This is a genomic window from Moorella thermoacetica (assembly GCF_001267405.1).
In the GTDB taxonomy this organism is placed as follows: Bacteria; Bacillota; DSM-521; order Neomoorellales; family Neomoorellaceae; genus Neomoorella; species Neomoorella thermoacetica.
Map to the genome: position 1 here is coordinate 2,079,139 of NZ_CP012369.1, position 24,888 is coordinate 2,104,026.

Here is a 24,888-nt window from a genome sequence, read left to right on the forward strand (position 1 = left end):
AGGTAAACTTAAGTTCTAACTAATACCTTCTTGGGGGGAACGCATTGGAATTTATTACCAGCAAGGAACTACGTGTTTATGCTGGAAAGATATTAGAGAAGGTTAGGGCCGGGGAACGTTTTGCCATTACACATCGGGGTAAGCCTGTGGCATGGCTAATACCCTTTGAAAATGACACTCCCGAAGAATTTTCCCCTCTCCCCTATCATGAGGCGTGGGCAGATATTGAACGGGCCCTGGAAGCCAGCGAGCCATATTACCCCGAGTGGCACGAAGCTCTCAAGGAAAGCAGGCGGCAAAAGTGATATTCGTAGATTCTGATGTATTACTAATCGACCTGCGCTATCGCCGTGACCCTAAGTATAAAGAAAACGCTGCTTTTTTAGCCGGGCTCAAGCACGGCAAGCAACAGGGTATTACATCTATCTTCAATGTTTGTAGATCGTAAAATAGAATTGACCCAGGATCGTCAAATAAAACTGACCCACCTTGTGATAAAATCTCCCCTGAGAGGGGGAGGAAAAAGAGGTGGTCAGCATGTACAAATGGCAGCGCATCAAGGCACTGCACGCTCAAGGGGTCGGCATCAGGCAAATAGCAAGGGATGTTGGGGTGTCCAGGAATACCGTCAGGAAGTACCTTAAAGAAGCCGGCCCTCCCCAGTTTAAAGCCAGGGAGTATACCAAAGAACTGGACAAGTTTCTGGAAGAAATAAAGGTTATGCTTGCCAAAGGATATATCGGCACAAGGATTTACAAAGAACTGAAAGATAAGGGCTATCAAGGCTCCCTGGCCAGCGTCCACCGTTATCTTAGGGCCATCAAGGAAGATGACAGGACCGCTAAATTAGCCACCACCCGGGTGGAAACAGGCCCAGGTAAACAGATGCAGTACGATTGGAAGGTGTGGACGCTACCAGTTGACGGGAAGCTCGTGAAAATATATCTCCACGAAGTGGTCTTATCCTACAGCCGGATGAAATTCTACACCTTCTCTTTAAGCATCACCACCGCCGATGTGATCCGGGTTCTGATTGAAGCCATTGACTTCTTCGGCGGTTATGCCCCGGAGTTGGTGATAGACAACGGCAAGCAAATGGTTATCACCCACCAGAAGGACGGTATTGTCCGGTATAATGACGAGTTTTTAAAATTCTGCGGGCTGTATGGCATTGAGCCCTGTCCTTGCGCCAACTACCGTGCCCGGACCAAGGGAAAGGTAGAACGCCCCTTTTACTATGTCCAGGAACACCTGCTGCGGGGCCTGGAGGTGGGGAACTTAAACGAATTCGCTGTAAAGCTTTCCGAGTTCCAGGAAGCCTACAACAAAAGGCCCCACAGCACCTTAGGCCGGCCGCCGGAAGAAATGTTTGCCGAGGAAAAAGGGTGCCTTGTTAAAATACCGGCTGTCGAACCGGCCTTATTACACCATAAAGAACCCCGGAAGGTGAGCAATGACGGCTATATATCCCATGACGGCAATCTCTACCCCGTACCCATGCGCTACTGCTTAAGGAGGGTGTGGGTCGAAAACATCTACGGCCGGCGCTTAAAGGTATATGACGAGGAAGGTGCGCTTTTAGCGGAGTTTGACCTTGACCTTAAAAAACAAACCGCCCGTCCCCTTCACCCCGAACACGAAACCATCAACCGTCAATACCAGGAAAAGAAACTGAAGCTACGCTCGGCCCTGGTGGAGAAGTTCACCAGCGCCTTTGGCGAGGATGGCCAAAGGTATCTGGAAGGCCTGCGTGATAAAAATGGCGCCAACCTGTACTGGCACCTGGCGGAAATCTTAAGCTATCAGGAGATATATACCCCAGAAGATATCATAGCAGCCATCAAAGAATGCCTGAAAATCGGTTCTTATCACAAAAACAGCGTAAAAAGGCTTTTAGAGCGCAAGGAAATCGCTCCGCTTTCTTGTGCCTGTGACCCGGCAAGTGTCAATATGCCGCCAGGTAAAATCAAACGGGACCTCTCCTGTTATGCCCTAAAGGAGAGCGAGGTGGCGGCAGTATCATGAGCAACAAATTAACCGCTTACCTGGAAAGCCAGATGCAGGCCTTAAAACTAAAGGGGATGCTTGCCCATTACCAGGAGATAACAGAAAAAGCCTCGCAAAACAACCTTTCTTATACCGAATACCTCTCCCTTCTCTTCGAAGAGGAGTTAAAAAGGAAAAACGAAGGCACGGTCAAGACGAAAATCAATAAAGCGCGTTTCCCCTTTATCAAAACCCTGGAGGAATTTGACTTTAGCTTTCAACCCTCAATCCGGGAAAAAGAAATTATCTCTTTAAGCTCCCTGGATTTCGTGGAGAAAAAGGAGAATATCATCTTCCTGGGGCCGCCCGGGGTCGGCAAGACCCATCTATCAGTAGCCTTAGGTATCAAGGCCTGCATGGCCAAATACCGGGTAGTGTTTATTACGGCTCAGAAACTACTGGAAGAACTACTTTTGAGCGCCAAAGACGGCAGTCTCCTTGACAAGCTATTGGGTTACTCCCGGCTAAACCTTCTAATCATCGACGAACTCGGCTACATGCCTGTAACTAAAGAACAGGCCAATCTTCTCTTCCGCTTGGTCTCCATGCGTTACGAGAAGGGGAGTATTATCCTGACCAGCAACTACAACTTCAACGAATGGGGGGAGATATTTTCCGACCAGGTGGTAGCCGCGGCCATAATTGACCGGCTTGTGCATCATGCCCGCATTTTCTATATTAACGGCACTAGCTACCGGCTCAAGGGTAAACTGAAAGCAGCCAACGACCGTTAAATCGGAGGCTACACCTTCATTCCCTTTAGCGCATGACTTGCAGCTTATTATTTTTGTTCCCCAGTGGGTCAATTTTATTTGCACATAGTGGGTCAATTCTATTGACAATCAACAAATGTTTTAGATGTATGTGGCATCCTTGCCTATAACTTAAACGAGCAGCAGCTATTAACCCTTTATTTTCATTTGCCGACCCATTACAACCTGCAAATTTATCCCCCCTCAAAGGAGTACCTGCCGCGCCTAGCAGTAAAAAGTATCCTGGCGATCATAAGCAAAAAGGCCAGCTTTGACGATGCGCTGATTATCTATACGGTACGAAACATGGGTCCACTGGTATCGCACTATGTTAGCTGGAACGCCAGGCATTTCCTCCAGCAGTTGTCCATACCTGCTTTGACGCCAGCAGAGGCCCTGGAAACTGGAATTCTGAAAAATGCTTGCCCTGAATGAAAAAAGATTGCCCCGGCCGTATAACTATACCCTTTCCGGTAAAGGTTAATTAAGGGGTGCCATGCTTGGAAGAAAAGGACCTCATCCGCAGCCTTAACTGGTTCTACAGCCTGGAAATCGAGCAGGTAGACCTCTATAAGAGCCAGGCCCGGGCAGCAACCGACATTTACCTGCGGCAGGTGCTGACCCGGGTAGCGGCTATGGAACAGGAACACGTAATCAACCTGGAAGCGGAAATCAGCCGCCGCGGCGCCACCCCGACCCGCCTGGGAGCCATCATTGCTCCCCTTCTGGGGGTGGCAACCGGGACTATCCTCAACTGGACCAATACCCGCACCCTCCTCTGGGCCAACATTACTTTAGAAGAAAAGGCCATGGCTGACTACAAACGGCTAATCCTGAAAGTTGCCGAAAAAACCCTTTTTAACCTCCTCTGGAGCCACCTCATTGATGAAGACCTGCATGCCGCTTGGTTCAGCAATAAGCTGAAAGAGCTGGACCGCCTGGCCCTGCATTAACAGGATGGTAATAGAAAAACTTGACAGGAAAAATAGAATGAGTTATTATTACTATAAACTATACCAAATGAATATACTTTAGACTGGATGTAGTTTTACATGCGCTTAAACCAGGCCACCGATTATGCCTTCCGCGCCGTCCTGTACCTGGCGAAACTGGAACCGGGCACCATCGCCGAAGCCCAGATGATTGCTTCCCGCGAAGATATCCCCATGCGCTTCTTGCTTAAAATCATGCGTTCCCTGGTACAGGCCGGAATAGTGCAATCCTACCGCGGTGTCAGCGGCGGTTTTGCCCTGGCCCGGCCGGCGCGGGAAATTACCCTGCTGGATGTCGTCGAAGCAGTAGAAGGACCGGTTAGCGTTAACCGCTGCCTTCTGGACCCGGAGTACTGTAATAAACACGGCGCTCCTTGTTGCCCGGTACACCGGGCCCTGGGCGCAGTCCAGGACGCCCTGCGCCGGGAACTGAAGCGTTACAACTTTGCCGAGCTGGCCGGGAAAAGTTGAGTAAAGCCTTGAAAGGAGGGATTATTTTCAAATAAACTATACTATTTGGGTATACTTTGATGTATTTTGAGGGGAGGAGAAAAGTTATGGATGCACTCTTGCTGGCCCGTTGGCAATTCGGCATAACCTCGGTTTACCATTTCCTCTTCGTCCCCCTGACCCTGGGACTTTCTATTCTGGTGGCCATCATGGAGACCATCTACGTCCGTACTGGTGATGAAACTTACAAGAACATGGCCCGCTTCTGGGGCCGCCTTTTCCTGATTAACTTCGCCATGGGTGTGGTGACCGGTATCGTTCAGGAGTTTCACTTCGGCATGAACTGGTCCGAGTACTCCCGCTTCGTCGGTGACATTTTCGGTGCCCCCCTGGCTGTGGAAGCCCTGGCCGCCTTCTTCCTGGAATCCACCTTCCTGGGCCTGTGGATCTTCGGCTGGGAAAAACTCTCCCCGGCCCTTCATGCTGCCTGTATCTGGCTAGTAGCCTTTGCCTCTAACCTTTCCGCCTTTTGGATCCTGGTGGCCAACTCCTTCATGCAGGAACCGGTGGGTTTTACCTTACGTAACGGCCGCGCCGAGATGACGGATTTCTTCGCCCTACTAACCAACCCCCACGTCCTTTACCAGTTTCCCCATACCGTCCTGGCCGGCTTTGTGACGGCGGCCTTTTTCGTCATGGGGATCAGTGCCTACCACCTGCTGCGGCAAAGCCAATTAGAGCCCTTCCGCCGTTCCTTCCGGCTGGCGCTTATCATGGGCCTCATCGGTAGCCTACTGGTGGCGGGTATCGGACACCTCCAGGGGCAGCACCTGGTCGCTACCCAGCCCATGAAAATGGCGGCGGCCGAAGCCCTCTGGGACAGTGCCGACCCGGCGCCCCTGGCCCTGGTAGCCCTGGTCGACCAGGAAAACCAGCAAAACAACCTGGAGATTAAAATCCCTGCCCTGACGAGTTTCCTGGCTTACAATAGCTTCCGGGGCGAGGTGAAGGGCCTGAAGGAACTCCAGGCCGCAGCCGCGGAGCAATACGGCCCGGGCAATTATATACCGCCGGTGGCCCCGGTATTCTGGAGCTTTCGCTTAATGATTGCCGCCGGGCTGTGGTTGATTTTGCTGTCCCTGTATAGCCTGTATCTATGGCGTAAGGGACTACTGGAAAGTAGGCCCCTGGTCCTCAAAGCCCTGCTCTGGAGTATCCCGATCCCTTACCTGGCTAACACTGCCGGCTGGTTCGTGGCGGAAGTCGGCCGTTACCCCTGGATTGTTTACGGTTTGCAACGGCTCGAAGCAGCCGTCTCACCAGGGGTATCCGCTACCGCTATCTTGACGACCCTGGTGGCCTTTACCCTGCTTTACGGCCTGCTGGCTGTGGTGGATGTCTACCTCCTGGCCAAATACGCCCGCCAGGGTGTAGTAGAGCAGCCCCCTGCCGGTAAGATGCATCCTTCCGGGGAGGTGTCGTTATGGATCTGAACATCCTATGGTTCATCCTGGTTACCGTTCTCTTTACCGGTTTCTTTTTCCTGGAAGGTTTCGACTATGGCGTCGGGATCCTGCTGCCTTTCGTGGGGAGAAACGACCTTGAGCGCCGAATGGTTATTAATAGCATTGGCCCCTTCTGGGACAGCAACGAGGTATGGATGCTCACCGCCGGCGGGGCCATGTTTGCCGCCTTCCCCCACTGGTACGCCACCCTTTTCAGCGGTTTCTACCTGGCCCTGTTCTTGATCCTGGTGGCCCTGATCCTGCGCGGTGTGGCCTTCGAGTTCCGCAGCAAGGACGAAAAACCTGCCTGGCGCAACCTCTGGGACTGGTTGCTCTTCGTGGGGAGTCTACTGCCGGCCCTCCTCTGGGGCGTAGCGATTACCAACCTCATCCGGGGTGTGCCTATTGACGCCAGGATGCAATTTGCAGGAACCTTTTTCGATCTCCTCTCGCCCTACACCCTGCTGGGGGGGCTGGCCTTCCTCCTGGTCTTTACCCTGCAAGGAGGTCTTTTCCTGGCCCTGAAAAGTGAAGGTGAACTAAAGGAGCGTTCCCGGCAGGCGGCCCTGAGGGCTGGAGCCGGTGCGGCCCTGGCCCTCCTCCTGCTGGTAATTATGAGTTACGGGGTCACCGATATTTTCAGCCGGTTCCTCCCCGGGATCCTTCTCGGGAGTGCTTTCATTACCTTGCTCCTCTCCCTGGCCGGTCTTTATACCCGGCGCTACGGCCCGGGCTTCCTGATGAACGGCCTGACCGTAATCCTGGTCACGGCGGGATTTTTCAGCGGGCTCTTCCCGCGGGTGATGGTCTCCAGCCTGAATCCGGAATGGAGCATCACCATTTACCGGGCCGCCTCCAGCCCCTATACCCTTAAAGTTATGACCGTCGTCGCCCTGACTCTGGTACCCATAGTCCTGGCCTACCAGGGGTGGACTTACTGGGTCTTCCGCCAGCGCGTTAAAGCCAGGGACTTGGAGTATTAGCGTTGAGAGGTTAGAAGTGAGAAGTGGGATCTAGGGGGAGAAGATTTGCTGCTTAATCATGACCTGTTACGTGAGGCCGGCAGGGTACGCCGCCAGCTGGCCCTTACGGTGGAGCTGGGGTTGGGGGCCGGCCTCCTGGCCATTCTCCAGGCCTGGTTCCTGGCCCGGGTGGTCAACGGTGTCTTCCTGGAAGGGCGGGATCTGCCGGGGGTCTGGCCGTGGCTCTTAATCCTTCTGGGGCTCATTTTTCTGCGGGCGGCTTTCGCCTGGGGGATGGAAGTGGCCGGCCACCGGACCGCGGCCCGGATCAAGTATGACCTGCGTCGCCGCCTGGTGGCCCACCTCCTGGCCCTGGGGCCGGTACCTTTAAAGGATGGGCATACCGGGGAACTGGTTAACGTCCTGGTTGAGGGGGTTGAGGACCTGGAGACCTATTTTGCCGGCTACCTGCCCCGCCTGGCCCTGGCGGCCCTGATGCCCATGGCTGTCCTGGGTTTTGTTTTTCCCCTGGACCTTTTCTCCGGCCTGTTCCTCCTTGGCACCGCCCCCCTGCTCCCCCTCTTTATGTTCCTTATCGGCGGGCAGGCGGAAAGGCTAACCAGCAACCAATGGGAGACCCTGGGCCGCCTGAGCGGCCACTTCCTGGATGTGCTACAAGGACTTACCACCCTGAAAATTTTCGGCCGCAGCAAGGCCCAGGCCGAGGTCCTGGCCCGCCTCAGTGACCGTTTCCGGTCCACCACCCTGGGAGTGCTACGGGTGGCCTTTCTCTCGGCCCTGGTCCTGGAGCTGGCGGCCACCTTAGGCACTGCCCTGGTGGCTGTTTCTGTTGGCCTGCGCCTCCTCTACGGCCGCTTGCCCTTTCAGGAAGCCCTCTTCCTTTTATTGCTGGCGCCGGAATTCTACCTGCCCCTGCGCCTCCTGGGCAGTCGGTACCATGCCGGCCTGGCCGGCGTTACCGCAGCCGCCCGTATCTTTGACCTCCTCTCCCGGCCCCTTCCCGCCGGTGAAGGCGGTAAAGCAGGTAGCGCCGTCGGCCAGGATGAGGTGGTTGCGCCCTTCATAGCGGGCCATCCAGGCAGGGCGACAGAGCTATCGGAGGATAAAAAAATGGTGGCTGGCATTTGTCTGAAGCACGGGATCCGATCCGACGGGGAAAGCATCCCTGGCGCCGCCGGAGATGGAGGGCGCCCGGCTGGAGAAAAAGGCCTGCTCCGGCCCGGCCTTCATATTATCCTGGAAGATGTTTATTATGCCTACGATCCGGGGAACCGGCCCGCCCTGCAGGGCCTTTCCCTGGAACTCCGCCCCGGGGAAAAAGTGGCCCTGGTCGGACCCAGTGGCAGCGGTAAAAGCACCGTCGCCCACCTGCTCTTGCGCTTCCTGGAGCCCGATCGCGGGCGCATAACGGCCGACGGCCATCCTTTAGACCGGGTTCCCCCGGAAGATTGGCGCCGCCAGGTATCCCTGGTGCCCCAGCATCCCTACCTTTTCAGCGGCACTATAGCCGACAATATCCTCCTGGGACGCCCGCATGCCTCGTGGGAGGAAATGGTGACGGCGGCCAGCCTGGCCGGCGCCCACGAGTTCATCAACGCCCTGCCGCAAGGTTACGCTACCCCCATAGGCGAAAGGGGCTTGCGTTTGAGCGGCGGCCAGGCCCGGCGCCTGGCCATCGCCCGCGCCTTCCTGAAGGAGGCGCCCTTACTGATTCTCGATGAAGCTACCGCCGGCCTGGACCCGGCCACCGATCAGATCATCCAGACCGCCCTGGAGCGCCTCCTTCGCGGGCGCACGTCCCTGATCATCGCCCATCGTCTGAGCGCCGCCGTCCGGGCCGACCGCATCGTTGTCCTGGACTCCGGCAGGGTAATAGAGGAAGGGCGGCATGAAGAGCTCCTGGCCCGCCGGGGTCTGTATTATCGCCTGGTTACGGCCTCCAGGGGGGCGGCGTAAATGCCCGCAGGGGACAGGATAGCCGTGAAGGTTTAGTCGCTAGCATAATAGCACCTGGAGATGTTACTCCCCGGAAAGTTACCCGGACATCACGGTAGCCTTGCCCCGAGCTGGTTAGAAAGTTGAGGTAAGCCCTATGGACTCTTTAACCCGCCAGGTTATGTTACCCCCGCCTCCCTCTGCTTCTCCCGCCGCCAGGGAGAATACAGATCCCGGGGGTCACCGAGCAGACTCTGGGGTTTCATATTCAAAGATTGACCCGGTCGGCACCTTCGTCCGCTTGCTGGGTTTAATAGCACCGGCCTGGCAGGCCGTCCTCGGCGCCACCCTTTTGGGTTCCGGTACCATCGCCAGTAACATTGGCCTCATGGCCACGGCTGCCTTCCTTATCGCCAGCGCTGCCCTCCACCCGCCGGCCGGAAAACTAATGCTGGCCATAGTCGGGGTGCGCTTTTTCGGCATCACCCGGGCCGTATGTCGCTACCTGGAACGTTATGTAAACCATAGTATAACCCTTGGCATCCTGGGCCGGTTGCGGGTTGCCTTCTACCGGACCCTGGAACCCCTGATCCCGGCCGGTTTGCAGGGCCATCACAGCGGGGATTTGCTTAGCCGCGCTGTAGCCGACGTTGCCACCCTGGAGAATTTTTACCTTCGCGTCCTGAACCCACCCCTGGTCGCCCTGCCGGTCGCCGCCGGGGTTTTCCTGTTTTTGGCCCATTTCGGCCGGACCCTGGCCCTGGCCTGGATGGGCGCTTTCCTGGCCGCCGGGGTTATCTTCCCCGTGGGCGTCACAATTGTCGGCCGGGGCGTCATGCGGCGCCAGGGCGAGGCCCGGGCGGCCCTGAATACCGCCCTGGTGGACACCGTCCAGGGCCTGGCCGACATCCTGGTCTTCGATCATGGGCGGCAACAACAGGAGTACATCGCCACCCTGGACCGTCAGTACCTGCATCTCCAGGGCCGTAAAGCCGGCCTGAACGGTTTGGCGAACGCCCTCACCAGCCTGGCAAGCAACCTGGCCCTGTGGGCCGTCCTGGTACTGGCCATCCCCCTGGTAAACAGGGGACAAATTGACGGCGTCTACCTGGCCATGCTGGCCCTGACGGCCGCCGCCGCCCTGGAAGCCGCCAAGCCCCTGCCCATGCTCTTCCCCCACCTGGAAGGGAGCCTGGCCGCCGCCCGCCGTATCTTCGCCCTTAGCGACACCCGACCCGCCGGGGACCCGGCCGGCCCCGTTCCCCACCCCCGGGACTTTTCCCTCCGGGTCCAGGGACTGCGTTTCCGCTACGGCCCCGGGGAACCACCGGCCCTGGACGGCATCGATTTTGACGTCCCCTCCGGAGCGCGGATAGCCATCGTCGGCCCCAGCGGCGCGGGCAAAAGTACCCTGGTTAATTTGCTCCTGCGCTTCTGGGACTATGAAGAAGGAGCCATACTCCTGGGTGGCTACGACCTGAAGGCCTATCCACCGGAGGAGCTACAGCGTTTCATCGGAGTTGTGGCCCAGCCAACCCATCTCTTTCACGCCACCATCGCCGAAAACCTGCTCCTGGCCCGACCGGACGCGACCCGGGAGGAGATGGAGCGGGCGGCCCGGGAAGCCCGGCTGCATGAGTTTATCCAGGTCCTGCCCCGGGGCTACGACACCCTGATCGGCGAAGAAGGCTTTAAGCTCTCCGGCGGCCAGCGCCAGCGACTGGCCATAGCCCGGGCCTTGCTGCAAAACGCCCCCATCCTCATCCTCGATGAGGCTACGACCGGCCTGGATGCCGTAACAGAACGAGAGGTAATGGATTCCATCCGCCACCTGATGGAGGGGCGCACCACCCTGGTCATCACCCACCGCCTGGTGGGCCTGGAAGACATGGATAAAATCCTGGTCCTTGACAGGGGCAGGTTGGTCCAGCAGGGGCGGCATGCAGAACTTCTCCGGCAGGAGGGCCTTTACCGCCATTTGTGGCAACTGCAGCAGGAGGCGCTACCCTAACAAAAAGCCCGGAGAGGCAATCACCTCCGGGCCCCATATTAGTCGTGGACTACCAGAATTTAAACCATACCTACTTGTGTTCAGAGTAGCTGTGGAGGATCCGGACCAGTTCCCCGCCGGCACGTTCAAGATCGTCATTGACGATGACGTGCCGGTATTTTTTCATATAGCCCATCTCCATTTCCACCCGCTCCAGCCTTTTGGCGACGACAGAAGCGTCCTTTTCCCTCCCGGCCAGGCGCTGGCGCAGTTCCTCCCGATCAGGCGGGGCGATAAAAATGGAAACGACATTTTCGGGAAACCGCTCCATGACTTCCATACATCCCAGGACGTCCATGTCGGTGATAATGTCATAACCGTTGGCCAGGGCGTAAGTAATTGTCGGCAGGTGGGTGCCGTAATAATCGCCGGTATGGATCTTCTTCCACTCCAGGAAAGCTCCTGCGGCTATTAAGGCTTCAAAATCAGCCTTGGTGACAAAAAAATAGGGCGCGCCCTGGGTTTCCCCAGAACGCATCGCCCGGGTGGTTATGGAAGGCAGGTAATAAATCCCATCTACCCTGGGAAGAGCATAGTTGAGGAGGGTGTTCTTGCCCACCCCGGATGGCCCGGAGACGATGAAAAAGAGGCCCGGCCTCGGCCTGCGGTCCCGGGTTTGAAAATTGATGATGAGTCCGTCAATAAGTTTACTCTCTTCTTCCATCAATGCTTATCACACCGTAAGAGTTATGAAAACATAGTCCTCTAATGTGTATACATTTTACCATACCTTATACGCAGGGGCAATTCCACTTTTCTCAAACCTTCCGGTGGCGGCGGCTGAAGTCGCGCACCGCCTGAACTATGGCCCGGAGGTTCTGGTTGGGTGTCCGCAGGGGCACGGCGCATTCCGGGGCTACCATCTTGATACCCGCCTGTAACAGGCCTTCGATGGTTGCTCTAACTTCCTTCACTTTACCGTTCAGCAAGGTCTGGGGGTTGTTGATGCCACCGATGAGATTCAACCGGCCATTGGCCAGGGACAGAAGATCGCCGACCGGGTTGCGGGAGTCAAAATGAAAGGCGGTAAACCCAGCCCGGGCGAAATAAGCCACCCGGTCGGTAGCCCGGCCACAGGTATGCAAAATCACCGGACAACTACCGGCTAATTGCTCCATAGCCCTCTGGTGGAGAGGCAGGAGAAAATCCCGGTAAGCAGCAGCGCTGACCAGGTCGCTGGTAGCGTGATCAGCCCAGGTGAGGACATCAACCCCGGCTTCAATCTCAGCTACTGCCAGACGCAAAGGAACGGCCAGCAACCGCTCTAAGAGTTCCCGGACGGCTTCCGGTTCCAGAACCAGCCCTAGGAGGAAGTCCTGAACCCCGCACAGATGGTAAGCCAGGGTCCAGGGGCCGATCACCTTACCCACCACGGCCACGCGCCTGCCATAGCGCTTTTTTAATAGTCTGATAGCAGCCAGGAGGGCTTTTACCGGTTGCCGATCCAGGAAATTGGCAGGCGGGCGCCAGTCCCACTTCCTCTCCAAAAGGTTCTTCAGAGGGTTAATTTTAATGGCTGGCATGGCGTCCACCGAGTTCAAGTCCACTTCGCACCCAAGGGCCGCCGCCTCAAGCAGGATGCTGAAATAAGGGGTGACGGTATCAAAGCCCAGTAATTCGTGGCCGGCCGCAGCCAGGGCGGCCATTTTATAGGGGTCGGTGTGGGCCTCCGGGAAATAAACACCGGTGACGGTCATGCTTTCTACCGTCACCACCGAGGTCGGCGTAACCAGGGGGAAGCGGTCAACCTCCTGCCCCTGCACGGCTGCTATCACCCTCTCACTACCTGCCATTTGCTCGCTGGCGGACACTGACACCCACCTCCTTTGCCTGTTAATTAACTACCCGTGCTTAATTTTTGCAGCCTGGTCTTGATCTTCTTTGAAAGCATCCCGATAGCGCAGTAGGGTATGACCCTGTACATTACATTACCAGGGAGGTCTTCTTTCCGTCCCGAATAACTATTACGCCTCATCCCGTGTCTGCACCAATCTCCTGTAGACGGCCAGCATTTTCAGCCAGAAAAGGGCGCGAAAACCCGTTCCCGGGTCCAGGCCCGTCAGGAGCTTGATTCTCTCCAGGCGATTGGTTACAGTGTTGCGGTGCAGGTATAGTTGCTCAGCCGTCTGCTTGATATTCATATTGTTGTCGATGCAGGCTTCCACCGTCTCCAGCAACTGGATACCTTCTTCGCCAGCCGCTACAATTTTCTGATAAAGGGGTTCCAGATATCTACCCCTCAACCGCCCCGGCAGGGAACACACCAGGGCCTCAAAAAGAATGTCTTCGAAATCAATATAGCCGCTATTATGACCGCAGGAATGGCCCAGGGCAATCAATTCGGCTGCCTCCTTATAGGACTGCCTTAAACCAGCGATTTCCGTGACAATGCTCCCGTAGGCCACCCGGACAGCAAAGAGACGGTTATCTTTGATCAACTCATACAGGTGCCGACAGATAACCTCCAGGGCCTGGTAGAGGCGGCCCATATTCTCTACTTCTAAAAAAGCCTTAAAAATGACCAGCATCTCTCTGCCATAATAAGCCACTAGATCCTGGGCGGTCAGGTAAAGATCGCCCTTTATTTGCTCCAGGATTTCCTCCTTTAACTGCTCCTCTGTAACATCATACCCCAGGTGCAAATTAATGTTGAAGTAGCGGTTTTCCCTGGGTTCCAATTGTAATACTATAACCGCCCGGGGCAGGTTCAAGTCATAACCCGAATTCAGCGCCCTTACCTTTAATTCCTCAACCCGGGAGGCCGCCTCCCGGGCCAGAAGATCGGCAACCAGGGCTTCTTCCTCCCGGGCGGTGAAATACTGCTGATCCCGCCGCCTGGCCGCCGCCAAGATTTCCTCCAGAGCGGCCTGCAACAGGGTGGCAACTTCGCCCTTAACACCCCCCTGCCATACCAGCCAGCCGGCCACGCGGTCATTTATTACCAGGGGAAGATAGTAACTTTCACCTTGAACGCGAACTCCATCTTCCGTAAGTGAAAGTCCTAGCACCTCCGGATGGTAAAAATGCAACCGTGAAGGTTCCGAGCTGGCTACTACCTGACCCCCAGGGTCAACGACGTCAATGGCTGTTTGCCAGAGGGCTGCGGCCCGTTCCAGCAGGGGCTGGATTAATTCCTGGTTTAACATAGGTATCCCCCTTTCCGGGAAGGAGATCCCTACTTTAGGAAAGAATCATTCGAGCCCGGTCGTCTTTTTATCGACTTTTTTCTGAACATCTGTATAAAAAATTCGCGATAGTTTCCTCTAATCCTGCCGGTGACAAAAGAAAGCAAGGACCCCCGCATTAAGCCGGGGCCCTGCCGGATCCAGTACTTCATCTTGATTAGCCATATTTTAAAGTACCTTTTCGCGTTAACATTAATGGTTCCGGCAATATTCCTCCACTGCTGTAACAATGGCCTTCAAGTTGGCATTGGGAGTCCGCAAAGGCACGGCACACTCGGGAGAGATAATCTCGATACCTGCCTCGCAGTTGGCAAAGACCTCCCGGCGGACATCATCCGGCGTGCCATTAAAGAGGGTTTTCGGGTTATTGATACTGCCCGTCAAAGCAATACGGCCATTGACAATCTCGTGGGCCTGTCGCGGATTGACCTTGGAGTCAAAGTGGAAGCAGTTAAACCCCGCCTGGGCGATATAATCCAGACGGTCGGTGGTATTGCCGCAGATATGCAGGATAGTCGGTCCATTGAGCTGTCGTGTCATCTCCTGGTGAATCGGCAGGAGAAAGTCGCGGTAGCAGGTACCGCTTACCAGGTCGCCGGTGGCGTGGTCGGCCACCGTCACCACGTCGGCCCCGGCGGCAAACTGGGCGTTGGCGAATTTCACCGCCAGGTCCTTTAGCTTATCGAGGAAACGGCGCACTTTATCCGGTTCCAGGATGGTCTTAATGAGGAATTTTTGCACGCCGTGGAGATGGTAGGACAGGGTCCAGGGTCCCATGACCTTACCCACCAGGCAGACGTGATCGCCGTACTCTTTTTTGAGGATTTTCAGTGCCTCAAGTACGGTACGAATGGGCGGTCGCTCTAAAAAGTCAGCCGGGATGATAATGTCGTCTGGGTCTTCAAAGGGGTTCTCCAGGACATCTGGCATAGAGTCGACGGTGCCCCAGTTCATTTTAAGGCCAAAGGCCGCAGCTTCCTGCTGGACGCTGAAATAAGGGGCAATGGTGTCGAAGCCCAGGATTTCATACCCCGTCGCTGCCAGGGTGGCCATTTTCTCCGGGTTCAAATGGACATCAGGGAAATAGGCGCCGCAGGCTTCCATGGATTCCACCGTAGCTACTGATACCGGGTTACCTACCGGGATGCGGTCTACATGTTCGCGGTTTAAGGCACGCAAGAAACGCTCTTTGGGGGTCATGGCAGGCAAAGTTCTCACCTCGAAAGGTTTATTCCGACAGGGAAATACTGTTGTTACTTATATCCTGCCGGTCTCTGACAATGGCAGAAGCAATTAAACCTGCAACTGCGCAAAAAGCAATAAAAGTCCAGGCATAGGTATAAGAAACACCTGCAGGTGTTTTAATGATTAGGCGGCTCATAATAAGAGGAGCAAAAGCGGCCCCAAAATAGGCTATACCCGTCACAAAGCCGAGGGCCCGCCCATACATCTCCGGGCTAAAAACGTCAGTCGGCCAGGCTAAAATAGGACCCCAGATCATATTGGCAAAAAATCCGGCTCCGGCTAGGATTAGCATCAGCCCCATATGGCTGATTCCCGGCCGGGACATAGCCAAAAGTAGGATAAAGGGGATAGTGCCGAGGAACGAAAGAATTATCATGGGCCGGCGGCGGCCATTAAAGAATTTATCGGAAATCCGGGAGCTCAAGAAGGCGCCGATGACACCGGCTGCAAAATAAATCGAAGCCCAGACGCCCATTTTCATCAGGTTAAATTTAAACACTTCACTTAAATAGCTTGGCGACCAGGTTACTATCCCCCAGAAGGTCATCTGGCAGGCCAGGTAAGATAGCACTACTGCTATGAAGCTCTTGTTTAACAAGACATCGCGCAAGGGTATTTCGGCTTTTTTGGCCTGCTTGGCCAGGTTCTCACGGCTTATTGCCGCCTCTTTTAAGATGCCACTCTCAAGTTCGTCGGCGTAACTCTCTTTAACTTCCCTGTCGCTCAGCCAGCGTACCTGTTCGGGACGATCGTAAATGAAGAGAAGTACTATTACCAGGGGTACCAGGCCAAAAATACCTAGCCATATAAAAACAGGACGCCAATCGTTAAAATAGGAGGCTAGAAACGTTGTTAGCAAAGGAGCCCACGCAGGGGTAATAATCCAGGACCAGGAGAGGACCCCCTGGGCCTGGGCCCGTTCTCTTTTAGGAAACCAGCGCGCGATCAAGCGTGCACTGGGTACAAATTCAGTACCTACAAAAATACCAAACAAGGCATTACGGATATACCACTCAGTTGCGTTCTGCATATACGCCATATATATCGTGAATATGCTCCAGGTGATCAGGGAGAATACCAAAACTTTTTTGGGACCAAAGCGATCGCAAAGAAATCCCGATAATATCTGGGTTGGGCCATAAAAAATCATTAATAAAAACATGGCGTTACCAACATCGCTATGGGTCAGGTGCAAGCTCTGACTAATTAGCGGAACTAACACTGTCGTTTTTACCCGGTCTAGGTACTGAATGCTATACCCGAAGAAAACAATAGCTGCCACCAGGTAACGATAACGCCACCATCCTGTTGAGGGTGACAAGGATTTACTCATAGACCTCCCCTTCCTTAAATTTAAATACTTGCGTCCACCTCAGCGGTGCCCTTTCTTCCCTCCTCCCTGCACCAGTTTTCTGAGTATGGACTAAATATAATTTCTTCATCTTTATATAAAAACCAGTGGTTCCTATGCACATTCTTAATTGACAAAACACCACCCTGATGGGCGTAAGGCATAAGATGAGCTTTTAAGGCATGGATCTTAAGAAAAATGTACCATCAGGCAATTTATTCGAGTTCCTGGCATTCAATGATGTCTGAAGGAGCATCCAGGTCTTTTACTATTACTTTTTTCGACGATATAATATAAAAGCCATATTTTTTAGCACCGAATTCCCGGGTAGGCGGGAAACGGGGGATATTTTTGGGGTGAAGAGCCAAAGGCTCCGGGCTAACTCTCGGTCCGAACCCGTCAACTAACCTCGTAGGTGTGCGAGAGTGGAGGTCTTAGATAATTGAAGAAGTGGTCGAAGTATTGCCTGACTGCCACCCTGGCCGGAGCTTTGAGCCTGGCCGCCGCCGGAGTGGCCCTGGCCCAGCCCTATGAAGTGAAAAAGGGTGACACCCTGTGGGCCCTGTCCCGGCGTTATGGAGTAACGGTAGAACAAATTAAAGCAGCCAATAACCTTGATTCCTCATTGATTTATATTGGTCAAATTTTGGAAATACCCACTAACAAAACATCCCTTGCCAGTCGTTATGAAGCACCCACAGCCTCCCGCGGTATAAGCATCGATCCCTCTACTATGGGTGCCCGTATTGCCGCCATCGCCCGCCAGTATGTGGGCAGTCCCTACCGCTGGGGTGGGACAAGCCCAAAAGGATTCGACTGCTCGGGCTTTACGCTTTACGTCTTTCAACGTGTAGGCATTAATCTCCCTCACTCGGCCAGCGACCAGGCCTCCCTGGGTACCCATATTGATAAAGGGGATCTCCAGCCGGGTGATTTAGTCTTTTTCCATACTTATTCCCAGGATATCAGCCATGTAGGTATTTACTTGGGCAACGGTAAATTTATCAGCGCTACCAATCGCGGCGTGGCCATCGACAGTATCGATGACCCGTACTATTGGGGACCACGCTATGTCGGTGCCAGGCGCGTAAGGTAGATTAAGGTAGAGTAGTCTGTTCGGCGCGCCTAGAACTCTCATGTCGACTTACGCCACAGAAAAATAAGGAGACCCCTTAACCTGTTGTTGCAGGATAAGGGGTCAATTTTTTTATCCTACTCCCACTCTATGGTCGCCGGGGGTTTGGAAGTGATGTCGTAAACGACCCGGTTGATATGACGCACCTCGTTGACGATCCGGGAGGAGATACGCTCCAGGAGGTCGTAGGGGAGCCTGGCCCAGTCGGCAGTCATGGCGTCATCGCTGGTCACGGCCCGCAGGACGATGGGGTAGGCATAGGTCCGCTCGTCGCCCATAACACCCACACTCTTCATGGAGGGCAATACCGCAAAGGACTGCCAGATTTCCCGGTAGAGGCCGGCTCGCCGGATCTCCTCGGTGACAATGGCGTCAGCCTGACGTAAGATTTCCAGTTTCTCCGGGGTGACTTCCCCCAGGATGCGGATAGCCAGGCCCGGCCCCGGGAAGGGTTGCCGCCAGACAATCTCCTCCGGCAGGCCCAGTTCCTCCCCTACCCGGCGCACTTCGTCCTTAAATAAAAGGCGCAGGGGTTCAATTAATTCCAGTTCCATATCTTCCGGCAGGCCACCGACGTTATGGTGGCTCTTGATGACGGCGGCCGTTTCGGTACCGCTCTCAATGACATCGGGGTAAAGGGTGCCCTGGACCAGGAAATCCACCCGTCCCAGTTTCCTGGCTTCCTCCTCAAAGACCCGGATAAATTCATGGCCGATAATTTTGCGCTTTTCTTCCGGGTCTGTAACGCCGGTGAGTTTCTCCAGGAAACGCCGGCTGGCATCGACATAGACGATGTTCATGCCCATGGCCTGGCCAAAGGCCCGCTGCACCTGTTCGGCCTCCCCCTGGCGCAGGAGACCGTGGTTAACAAACACGCAGGTCAAGCGGTCGCCGACGGCCCGGTGGACCAGGGCCGCAGCCACCGAGGAATCGACCCCGCCGCTCAGGGCGCAGAGGACCCGGCCGTTACCTACCTGCCGGCGAATGGCCGCCACCTGGTCTTCAATGAAGGAACTCACCGACCAGTCACCCCGGCAGCCGCATACCTGGAAGAGAAAACGACGCAGTATCTCCTGCCCCATGGGAGTATGCTTTACTTCCGGGTGAAACTGAACGCCATAAAGCTTCCTGGCCGGGTCGCTCATAGCCGCCACCGGGGTATAGGCCGAGCGGGCCGTCACCTGGAAGCCAGGCGGCGGGGCGCTGATATAGTCGCCGTGGCTCATCCAGCACTGTATACTTTCAGGTAAACCGGCGAAAAGGGGATCTGCTGCTGTTATTTCCAGCTGGGTTTTACCATACTCCCGTCCCGAGGCCCCCTCTACCCTACCGCCCAGGTCATGGGCCATGAGCTGCATACCATAACAGATGCCCAAAATGGGAATGCCGCTTTCATAGAGGGCCCGGTCGATACGGGGTGCCCCGAGGCTATAGACGCTGGCCGGCCCGCCGGAAAAAATAATCCCCCGGGGTCGCCGGGCCAGGATCTTTTCCAGGGGCGTGTTATAGGGTATCATCTCCGAGTAAACCCCGGCTTCGCGGACCCGCCGGGCGATCAACTGGTTGTACTGGCCGCCGAAATCCAGCACCAGTACTATTTCTGCAAGCTGTTTGTTTTCTCCAATCATCTATCCAACCTCACTATTTCTTCCGTCTGTAAACCTCTGGTTTTAAAACGCAGATATCCGGCAAGTGACGGTATTTCTGGGCGTAATCCAGGCCGTAACCAACGACAAAGTAATCCGGAATGCAAAAACCGCTGTAATCAACATGAACATCTACCAGACGCCGTTCCGGTTTGTCCAGGATGGTGCAGGCTTTGACGCTCAAGGGCTGGCGGGCCTTGAGGTTCTCCAGCAGGTATTTCAGGGTCAAGCCGGTGTCGATAATATCCTCAACTATCAGAAGATGCTTGTCCTCCACCGGTACCTCCAGGTCCTTCAAGATCCGGACCGCCCCCGATGTGCTGGTGCCGGACCCGTAGCTGGAAACGGCCATAAAATCAAGCTGCAGGGGAATGGTGATCTCCCGCACCAGGTCGGCCAGGAAAATAATCGCCCCTTTAAGAATACCGACCACCAGCAGGTCCTTCCCGGCGTAATCGCGGCTAATAGCCGCACCCATTTCCTTCACCCTTTTTTGAATATCGGCGGCGCTGACCAGAACCTCGGCAATATCTTCGTGCACTCTTTTTTCCTCCCCCGGAGTAACCTGCTGTATTTAATATACCGCTTGACAGTTTACCATAACCTTGTTATCTTCGCTATATAGCGTTAAAATCCTGCCTGGTTAATTGCAAAAGCGTAAATTGAGGGCGATAAGAATGAAGGCTTGCGCAGAAACCCTGGCCGCAAGGGCGCGAGAGGTGCTGGGAGTAAAAGAAGGCGACGACGTGCGCACCATCAAAAAGGCCTATCGCCGCCTGGCCAGGCAGTACCATCCTGATGCCAATGCCGGTGCCGGTGAAGACGCAAAGTTTTTGCTAATTACCGAACCCTACGAGTACCTCCTGCGCCACAAGCCGCCCGGCCGTAACTCCCTCCTGGCAGCCGGCCTCACCCTGGAAAAAGAGGACCCGGAGGATACTTACGTTCGCTGGTGGTTGGAGCATTACGGCGATTTTTTCTAAAAGAGGGTGGCCTCGCCACGATGGCAGGGCAGCACGTTCCGGTATTCAAGCATCAGGCCGCCACAGAGGGTCCCGGTAATTTCACCGTCCGGGTTCTTTATTTCAATCCTTCGCCTTTTCCCCCTTGCCCTTCCACAGCATGTATGTTATAATCAAAAAAGTGACAACTGAATAGGAGTCGAGGTTAGTCGCTAGAATCAGGCGAGATGAGAATAGTTGAGACGACTCGGAGCTTTCGGGGTGAGGACCAGCAGGATTCGTGCTGGTTTTTTTATTATGTCGCCATGGCAACCCGGCCCCGGGCTCCTCGAAGTATGAGACGGCATTTTCCTCGACTCACAGGAGGCATGAGCATTGCTGCCCGTTGTTATCGAGGTCAAAGCGCCTGCCGACCCGGAGGCCCTCTATGCTGCCCTCGCTGGCGGCCGGGAAAATAGCTTCCTATTGGAAAGCGCCCTCTTTCACCCCCGCCTGGGTCGCTATTCTTTCCTTGGTAGCGCACCGTTCCTGGTCCTAAAAACCAGGGGCAACGAGGCCTGGCTTTTCCGGCCCGGCGCAATGGTTGAAAGGATTCCCGGCAATCCCTGGGAGATCATCCGCTCCCTCCTGTCCCGTTACCGGTTACCGCGGCACGATCAACCTGTACCTTTTACCGGTGGGGCTGTAGGTTACCTGGCCTACGACCTGGGCCGTTACATCGAAAAGCTGCCGTCTCTGGCCGCCGATGACCTGCCCTTCCCGGAGGGTTACCTGGCCTTCTATGACACCATCGTGGCCATTGACCACCAGGAAGGGAGGGTCTATGTCGCTGCCAGCGGTTTCCCGGCATCCAGCCCGGCCGCTGAAAAGGAAGCCCTGGCCCGGGCAAGGGAAACAGCCGCCCTCCTGGCAAAGGCTCGCCCCCTGCCGCCCCCTTCCCCCGCCAGCGGCGGACGGGCGCCCATCAGCTCCCTGTTTACCCGGGAAGCCTACTGCCGGGCCGTCGACAGGGCCAGGGAGTATATTGCCGCCGGGGATATCTTTGAAGTCAACCTGTCCCAGCGCCTGCAGGCGCCCCCGGGCCTGGAGCCCTGGGAGCTGTACCGCCGCCTGCGGCGGGTCAACCCGGCTCCCTTTGCCGCTTACCTGCCGCTCAGGGAAGGGACCATTGTTAGTGCCTCACCGGAAAGGTTTTTGCGGGTCAGCCGGGGCCAGGTGGAGACCCGGCCGATTAAGGGTACCCGGCGCCGGGGGCATACCCCGGCAGAGGATGACGCCCTGCGCCGGGAATTGTGGCAGAGCGCCAAGGACCGGGCGGAACTGGTGATGATCATCGACCTGGAAAGGAACGACCTGGGCCGGGTCTGCCGGGCCGGGTCGGTACGGGTGCCGGAACTCTTTGTTCTGGAGGAGTATGCCACCGTCTTTCACCTGGTCAGCACCGTAACCGGCACCTTGGAACCGGGAAAGGATATGGTGGATCTCTGGCGGGCCACCTTTCCCGGCGGCTCCATCACCGGCGCCCCCAAGGTCCGCTCCATGGAGATCATCGAAGAACTGGAGCCGGTGCGGCGTAGCGTCTATACCGGCGCCATCGGCTACCTGGGTTTTGACGGCGAAGCCGACTGGAATATCGTTATCCGCACCTTTCTCCTGGCAAACAACCAGGCCTATTTCCAGGTCGGGGGCGCCGTCACAGCCGACTCCGATCCCGGGGGAGAGTACGAGGAAACCCTGGACAAAGCCCGGGGCCTCATCCAGGCGCTGGAGTTATAAAATTGCAGGAACTGGACCTGAAAGGAAGGCCTGAAACTGTGACGGCTCCGGCAAAGACCAGGGGGCGAACGTAAAAAATCTGGCCGGCCAATAAACTATGTTCGGAGGAATACAACCATGCCTGCAGCAGTCGTCTACTTTAATGGCTCCCTCCGGCCCCTGACAGAAACGGCAATTAACCCCGCCGACCCCGGTTTCCTGTACGGGGCGGGGCTATTTGAAACAATCCGCATCGAAGACGGCAGGGCCCTTTTTCTCACCGAGCATCTTGACCGTCTTACCAGCAGTTCCCGGCGCCTGGGTTGGCCTGTACCCGATTCTTCCGGCCTGCCGGCAGCCATCCAGGCTACCATTGCCGCCAACCAGGTTACCAACGGGCGCGGTCGCCTGAACTTTTTCCAGGGTAGCCAGGGTTATAACCTGATGTTTACGGCCGAGAACGGTCTACCCTATACGCCGGAGGATTACCGGGAGGGTTACCGGGCTGTCATAGTCACCATCTGCCGCAACCAGCACTCCCCCCTGGCCGGCCTCAAGACCATGAACTACCTGGAAAACCTCCTGGCCATGGCCGAAGCCCGGGAGAAGGGAGCTCGGGAGGCCCTGCTCTTAAACCTGGACGGCTACCTGGCTGAGGGTAGCCGCAGCAACCTGTTTATCATACGGGAAGATACCCTTTTTACCCCCGACCTGGCCAGCGGCCCCCTTCCCGGCCTGGCCCGGTCCCGGGTCCTAAAACTCGCTGCCGCCCTGGGCCTGACGGTGAAGGAAGAACCATTAAAGCCCGAGGCTCTCCTGGCCGCCGGGGAGGCCTTCCTCACCAACAGCCTGATGGAAATCCTTCCCCTGACATGGGTGGACGGCCGACCCATCGGCAACGGCCGTCCCGGCCCGATGACAACCCTGCTCCGGTCCCGTTACCAGGACGAAAAGGCTGCTTTACGGGGTTAAGGAATAAAAAATAAAAACCGCCCTACTGGGGTGGTTTGATGTTGATACGCTTATTGAAGTCGTAAAAATCGACGGTCATGGTTAGTTTATCCTGGGGGTGTTCCCGGTGGGCGGCCTCCAATGATACCCGGCGGATGTAGTTACTGCCCCGCTCCACCCAGAATTGGTAGTTGAAGTCCTGCCAGTAGCTGTTCAGGAATTGGTTATTGACCAGTGGTTTGCAGGTCAGGAGGTAGGGTCGCCCCGGGACCTTCTTCTGGCGGCCCAGGTACTGGAGATCGTTGACCTGCATGATCTTTAAAATGGACAGGGGGTTGATTTCGGCCATGAACTTTTCCTGTTCCAGGGGGCTGTTTCCCGGGGTAATCATCCAGCGCTTGGAAGCCGGGTCGCGAAAGTAGGTCGTATCCTTGATCTGGTAGATCTCCACCGGCTGGCCGGTCATCTGTCCCTTTAAATACAGGTTGCCGTCGCTGGCCCTTTCCCCGTCCAGGCTGCTCAGGGCCACCTTGTTGCCATTTGTAACCAGGCTGGCCTCCACGTGGAAACGGTAGCTGTCGGCCTGGTTGGTGGTATCCAGGGCCTGCACGATAAGCTCCTGGGGGTCGACCTTTACCTCCCGCAGGTAATAGGAATAGGCCCACCCTCCGGCCAGGGCCAGGACGGCGGCGACTAGAGGCAAGATAACCTGCCAGCGTAAAAACTTCTGAACCACTATACTACCCCTTCCAGCCACCTTCTGCTTCTCTTGCGGTTGGTGTCCTATCTACCGTCTTATTTAATGGTATGGCGGGCGGGAAGGGATATACCAGGATAATGCTGGAAATCAATAAACGTCTCCATCGGCTACGGCCCGGTACAGGGCCCGGACGTTCTCCGGCGGCAGGGAGGCGTTTAAAATGCCGCAGGCGGTAGAAAAGATATACCCGCCGCCCGGGGCTGCTTCGGCCAGCAAACGCTCTGCCGCTGCAGTTATGGTCTCCGGGTCGCCAGAAACCAGGAGGTCCAGATCAAAGTTGCCTATGAGGCACAACTTTTCCCCGTATTCCTTTTTAAGGGTGCCGATATCCATGCCGGCAGTCGGTTCCAGGCCTTGAAGGCCATCCAGGGCGAGAGCCGCCAGGTCGGGCAAGAGGGCTTTCAGATTACCGTCGGAGTGATAGATGACCGGCAGGCCGAGGGCTTTAATCCCCTCCACCTGGTGCCGTAAAAGGGGTAAAAAGAGCTCCCGCCAGATGTCCGGCCGGATGTAGGTACCCTGGCTGTAGGCGATATCGTCGCCGATGATAATAGCGTGGGCCCCGGCCTGGCGGCAGAGGCGGGCCAGTTCCAGGTTGAAATCCACGACGGCCGCGGCCAGTTCCTCGACGGCCTCTTCCCTGGCGGCCGTCGCCAGGAGAAAGGTGGTAAAATCAAAGAGCCTCCCGGTCCCCTGAAAGGGGCCGTCGACAAAAGCCATAACAAAAAAATCCGTTTCCTCCCGCCAGCGACGGATGGCCTCAAGGTCAAAGGTGCCGGGGTCCGGCAGGGTATAGCCGGCGGCGGACTGGATGTCCTGGATAGCAGGGGCCTGGAGTACCATCAGGCCGCCCCACTTCTGGTAACGGCAGCCCCAGACATCCCGGTAACTGCCGTCCCCCTGTTCCTCCAGGGGTGCCCCTGGCGTCAGGGCCAGGAGGTCCATCCCCAGGAGTTCCCTAGCGGCCGCCTCTTCGCTAAAGCCAACCGGGCCCTCCCGGCCCAGGAGGGCGGCAACCAGCCCCGGCTCAATGGCGAATTCCCCCCGGGGTACCCGGTCGGCCCGGCCCCGGGCCAGGGTTACCTGCACCCTTTCCACATGGTTCACAGGCCTCGCCCCCATCAGTCAGTAATCAAAGGCAAAAAATCTGAAATAGTAAACCGGCCTTTATGGGCTTCGCCCGTT

The 24,888-nt window shown here is 56.1% G+C and carries 23 protein-coding genes and 1 riboswitch; of the genes, 14 read left to right on the top strand and 9 right to left on the bottom strand.

The annotated features are described in order from the left end of the window. Positions 1–44: 44 nt before the first annotated feature. From MOTHE_RS10345 to cydC, 10 genes are all read left to right on the top strand, one after another. The gene (locus MOTHE_RS10345) at positions 45–305 is read left to right on the top strand and encodes a type II toxin-antitoxin system Phd/YefM family antitoxin (RefSeq protein ID WP_011393581.1); all 261 of its coding nucleotides are present in this window, start codon (positions 45–47) and stop codon (positions 303–305) included. A gap of 232 nt (positions 306–537) precedes the next feature. Continuing rightward, positions 538–2,025, top strand: coding sequence for an IS21 family transposase (istA, locus tag MOTHE_RS10350; RefSeq protein WP_011392192.1), 1,488 nt, complete (start codon positions 538–540; stop codon positions 2,023–2,025). After that, the gene (gene istB / locus MOTHE_RS10355; RefSeq protein WP_011391832.1) at positions 2,022–2,780 is read left to right on the top strand and encodes an IS21-like element helper ATPase IstB; all 759 of its coding nucleotides are present in this window, start codon (positions 2,022–2,024) and stop codon (positions 2,778–2,780) included. Before istA ends, istB begins: the two co-directional genes overlap by 4 nt. Positions 2,781–2,966: 186 nt before the next feature. Continuing rightward, a complete protein-coding gene (locus MOTHE_RS10360) occupies positions 2,967–3,233 on the top strand; it encodes a hypothetical protein (protein WP_053095083.1) in 267 nt (88 codons plus the stop codon). 56 nt (positions 3,234–3,289) lie between these two features. After that, complete coding sequence (locus tag MOTHE_RS10365; protein ID WP_420890989.1) at positions 3,290–3,751, top strand: ferritin-like domain-containing protein; 462 nt, start codon at positions 3,290–3,292, stop codon at positions 3,749–3,751. A 99-nt stretch (positions 3,752–3,850) separates the two neighbouring features. Further along, positions 3,851–4,261, top strand: a complete 411-nt coding sequence (locus tag MOTHE_RS10370; protein WP_011393584.1) for an RrF2 family transcriptional regulator — start codon at positions 3,851–3,853, stop codon at positions 4,259–4,261. A gap of 86 nt (positions 4,262–4,347) precedes the next feature. Continuing rightward, the gene (locus tag MOTHE_RS10375) at positions 4,348–5,733 is read left to right on the top strand and encodes a cytochrome ubiquinol oxidase subunit I (protein ID WP_011393585.1); all 1,386 of its coding nucleotides are present in this window, start codon (positions 4,348–4,350) and stop codon (positions 5,731–5,733) included. Further along, positions 5,724–6,728, top strand: a complete 1,005-nt coding sequence (gene cydB, locus MOTHE_RS10380) for a cytochrome d ubiquinol oxidase subunit II (protein WP_053095084.1) — start codon at positions 5,724–5,726, stop codon at positions 6,726–6,728. Before MOTHE_RS10375 ends, cydB begins: the two co-directional genes overlap by 10 nt. A gap of 48 nt (positions 6,729–6,776) precedes the next feature. Beyond that, positions 6,777–8,684, top strand: coding sequence for a thiol reductant ABC exporter subunit CydD (gene cydD, locus MOTHE_RS10385; protein ID WP_053095270.1), 1,908 nt, complete (start codon positions 6,777–6,779; stop codon positions 8,682–8,684). A 136-nt stretch (positions 8,685–8,820) separates the two neighbouring features. Next, positions 8,821–10,674, top strand: coding sequence for a thiol reductant ABC exporter subunit CydC (gene cydC / locus MOTHE_RS10390; protein WP_201776957.1), 1,854 nt, complete (start codon positions 8,821–8,823; stop codon positions 10,672–10,674). 70 nt (positions 10,675–10,744) lie between these two features. Here the strand turns inward: cydC and gmk are convergent, their stop codons facing one another. The 5 genes from gmk to MOTHE_RS10415 all read right to left on the bottom strand — a co-directional run bounded on the left by gmk (position 10,745) and on the right by MOTHE_RS10415 (position 16,425). After that, the gene (gmk, locus tag MOTHE_RS10395; protein ID WP_011393589.1) at positions 10,745–11,377 is read right to left on the bottom strand and encodes a guanylate kinase; all 633 of its coding nucleotides are present in this window, start codon (positions 11,375–11,377) and stop codon (positions 10,745–10,747) included. Positions 11,378–11,471: 94 nt separating this feature from the next. Next, positions 11,472–12,524, bottom strand: a complete 1,053-nt coding sequence (locus MOTHE_RS10400) for an MtaA/CmuA family methyltransferase (RefSeq protein WP_011393590.1) — start codon at positions 12,522–12,524, stop codon at positions 11,472–11,474. 153 nt (positions 12,525–12,677) lie between these two features. After that, positions 12,678–13,859, bottom strand: coding sequence for a PucR family transcriptional regulator (locus MOTHE_RS10405; RefSeq protein ID WP_011393591.1), 1,182 nt, complete (start codon positions 13,857–13,859; stop codon positions 12,678–12,680). A gap of 231 nt (positions 13,860–14,090) precedes the next feature. Beyond that, positions 14,091–15,116 carry an MtaA/CmuA family methyltransferase gene (locus tag MOTHE_RS10410; RefSeq protein WP_236683238.1) on the bottom strand — a complete coding sequence of 342 codons (1,026 nt, stop codon included), beginning with the start codon at positions 15,114–15,116 and terminating at the stop codon, positions 14,091–14,093. Between the two features lie 10 nt (positions 15,117–15,126). Next, positions 15,127–16,425, bottom strand: a complete 1,299-nt coding sequence (locus tag MOTHE_RS10415; protein ID WP_236683240.1) for an MFS transporter — start codon at positions 16,423–16,425, stop codon at positions 15,127–15,129. A gap of 372 nt (positions 16,426–16,797) precedes the next feature. Further along, a riboswitch (cyclic di-AMP (ydaO/yuaA leader) is annotated at positions 16,798–16,927 on the top strand. Positions 16,928–16,936: 9 nt separating this feature from the next. Here MOTHE_RS10415 and MOTHE_RS10420 point away from each other — a divergent pair. Continuing rightward, positions 16,937–17,590, top strand: coding sequence for a C40 family peptidase (locus MOTHE_RS10420; protein WP_011393594.1), 654 nt, complete (start codon positions 16,937–16,939; stop codon positions 17,588–17,590). Positions 17,591–17,706: 116 nt separating this feature from the next. Here MOTHE_RS10420 and guaA read toward each other — a convergent pair whose 3' ends face one another. Continuing rightward, entirely contained in the window at positions 17,707–19,257 is a 1,551-nt protein-coding gene (guaA, locus tag MOTHE_RS10425; protein ID WP_011393595.1) for a glutamine-hydrolyzing GMP synthase, read from the bottom strand. A 13-nt stretch (positions 19,258–19,270) separates the two neighbouring features. After that, a complete protein-coding gene (hpt, locus tag MOTHE_RS10430; RefSeq protein ID WP_011393596.1) occupies positions 19,271–19,816 on the bottom strand; it encodes a hypoxanthine phosphoribosyltransferase in 546 nt (181 codons plus the stop codon). Positions 19,817–19,952: 136 nt separating this feature from the next. On the opposite strand from hpt, the gene MOTHE_RS14120 reads away from it, so the two are divergent. The 3 genes from MOTHE_RS14120 (at position 19,953) to MOTHE_RS10445 (ending at position 22,964) form a co-directional block, all read left to right on the top strand. Further along, entirely contained in the window at positions 19,953–20,258 is a 306-nt protein-coding gene (locus MOTHE_RS14120) for a DnaJ domain-containing protein (RefSeq protein ID WP_011393597.1), read from the top strand. Between the two features lie 354 nt (positions 20,259–20,612). Next, a complete protein-coding gene (gene pabB, locus MOTHE_RS10440; RefSeq protein ID WP_053095088.1) occupies positions 20,613–22,013 on the top strand; it encodes an aminodeoxychorismate synthase component I in 1,401 nt (466 codons plus the stop codon). Positions 22,014–22,130: 117 nt separating this feature from the next. Beyond that, positions 22,131–22,964: a branched chain amino acid--2-keto-4-methylthiobutyrate aminotransferase gene (locus tag MOTHE_RS10445; RefSeq protein ID WP_011393599.1), complete on the top strand. Its 834-nt coding sequence runs from the start codon at positions 22,131–22,133 to the stop codon at positions 22,962–22,964. 22 nt (positions 22,965–22,986) lie between these two features. On the opposite strand, the gene MOTHE_RS10450 is transcribed toward MOTHE_RS10445, so the two are convergent. Beyond that, positions 22,987–23,700 carry a LolA-like protein gene (locus MOTHE_RS10450; protein ID WP_162490088.1) on the bottom strand — a complete coding sequence of 238 codons (714 nt, stop codon included), beginning with the start codon at positions 23,698–23,700 and terminating at the stop codon, positions 22,987–22,989. Between the two features lie 90 nt (positions 23,701–23,790). Beyond that, complete coding sequence (locus MOTHE_RS13945) at positions 23,791–24,810, bottom strand: uroporphyrinogen decarboxylase family protein (RefSeq protein ID WP_053095090.1); 1,020 nt, start codon at positions 24,808–24,810, stop codon at positions 23,791–23,793. Positions 24,811–24,888: the final 78 nt, after the last annotated feature.

What these genes read in the sequence shown, in the direction of transcription:
- cydB (WP_053095084.1), top strand. Translation starts at nt 5,724, where the DNA reads ATGGATCTGAACATCCTATGGTTCATCCTGGTTACCGTTCTCTTTACC.
- istA (WP_011392192.1), top strand. Translation starts at nt 538, where the DNA reads ATGTACAAATGGCAGCGCATCAAGGCACTGCACGCTCAAGGGGTCGGC.
- MOTHE_RS10375 (WP_011393585.1), top strand. Translation starts at nt 4,348, where the DNA reads ATGGATGCACTCTTGCTGGCCCGTTGGCAATTCGGCATAACCTCGGTT.
- MOTHE_RS10405 (WP_011393591.1), bottom strand. Translation starts at nt 13,859, where the DNA reads ATGTTAAACCAGGAATTAATCCAGCCCCTGCTGGAACGGGCCGCAGCC.
- MOTHE_RS10370 (WP_011393584.1), top strand. Translation starts at nt 3,851, where the DNA reads ATGCGCTTAAACCAGGCCACCGATTATGCCTTCCGCGCCGTCCTGTAC.
- MOTHE_RS14120 (WP_011393597.1), top strand. Translation starts at nt 19,953, where the DNA reads ATGAAGGCTTGCGCAGAAACCCTGGCCGCAAGGGCGCGAGAGGTGCTG.
- MOTHE_RS10445 (WP_011393599.1), top strand. Translation starts at nt 22,131, where the DNA reads ATGCCTGCAGCAGTCGTCTACTTTAATGGCTCCCTCCGGCCCCTGACA.
- gmk (WP_011393589.1), bottom strand. Translation starts at nt 11,377, where the DNA reads ATGGAAGAAGAGAGTAAACTTATTGACGGACTCATCATCAATTTTCAA.
- guaA (WP_011393595.1), bottom strand. Translation starts at nt 19,257, where the DNA reads ATGATTGGAGAAAACAAACAGCTTGCAGAAATAGTACTGGTGCTGGAT.
- istB (WP_011391832.1), top strand. Translation starts at nt 2,022, where the DNA reads ATGAGCAACAAATTAACCGCTTACCTGGAAAGCCAGATGCAGGCCTTA.
- cydC (WP_201776957.1), top strand. Translation starts at nt 8,821, where the DNA reads ATGGACTCTTTAACCCGCCAGGTTATGTTACCCCCGCCTCCCTCTGCT.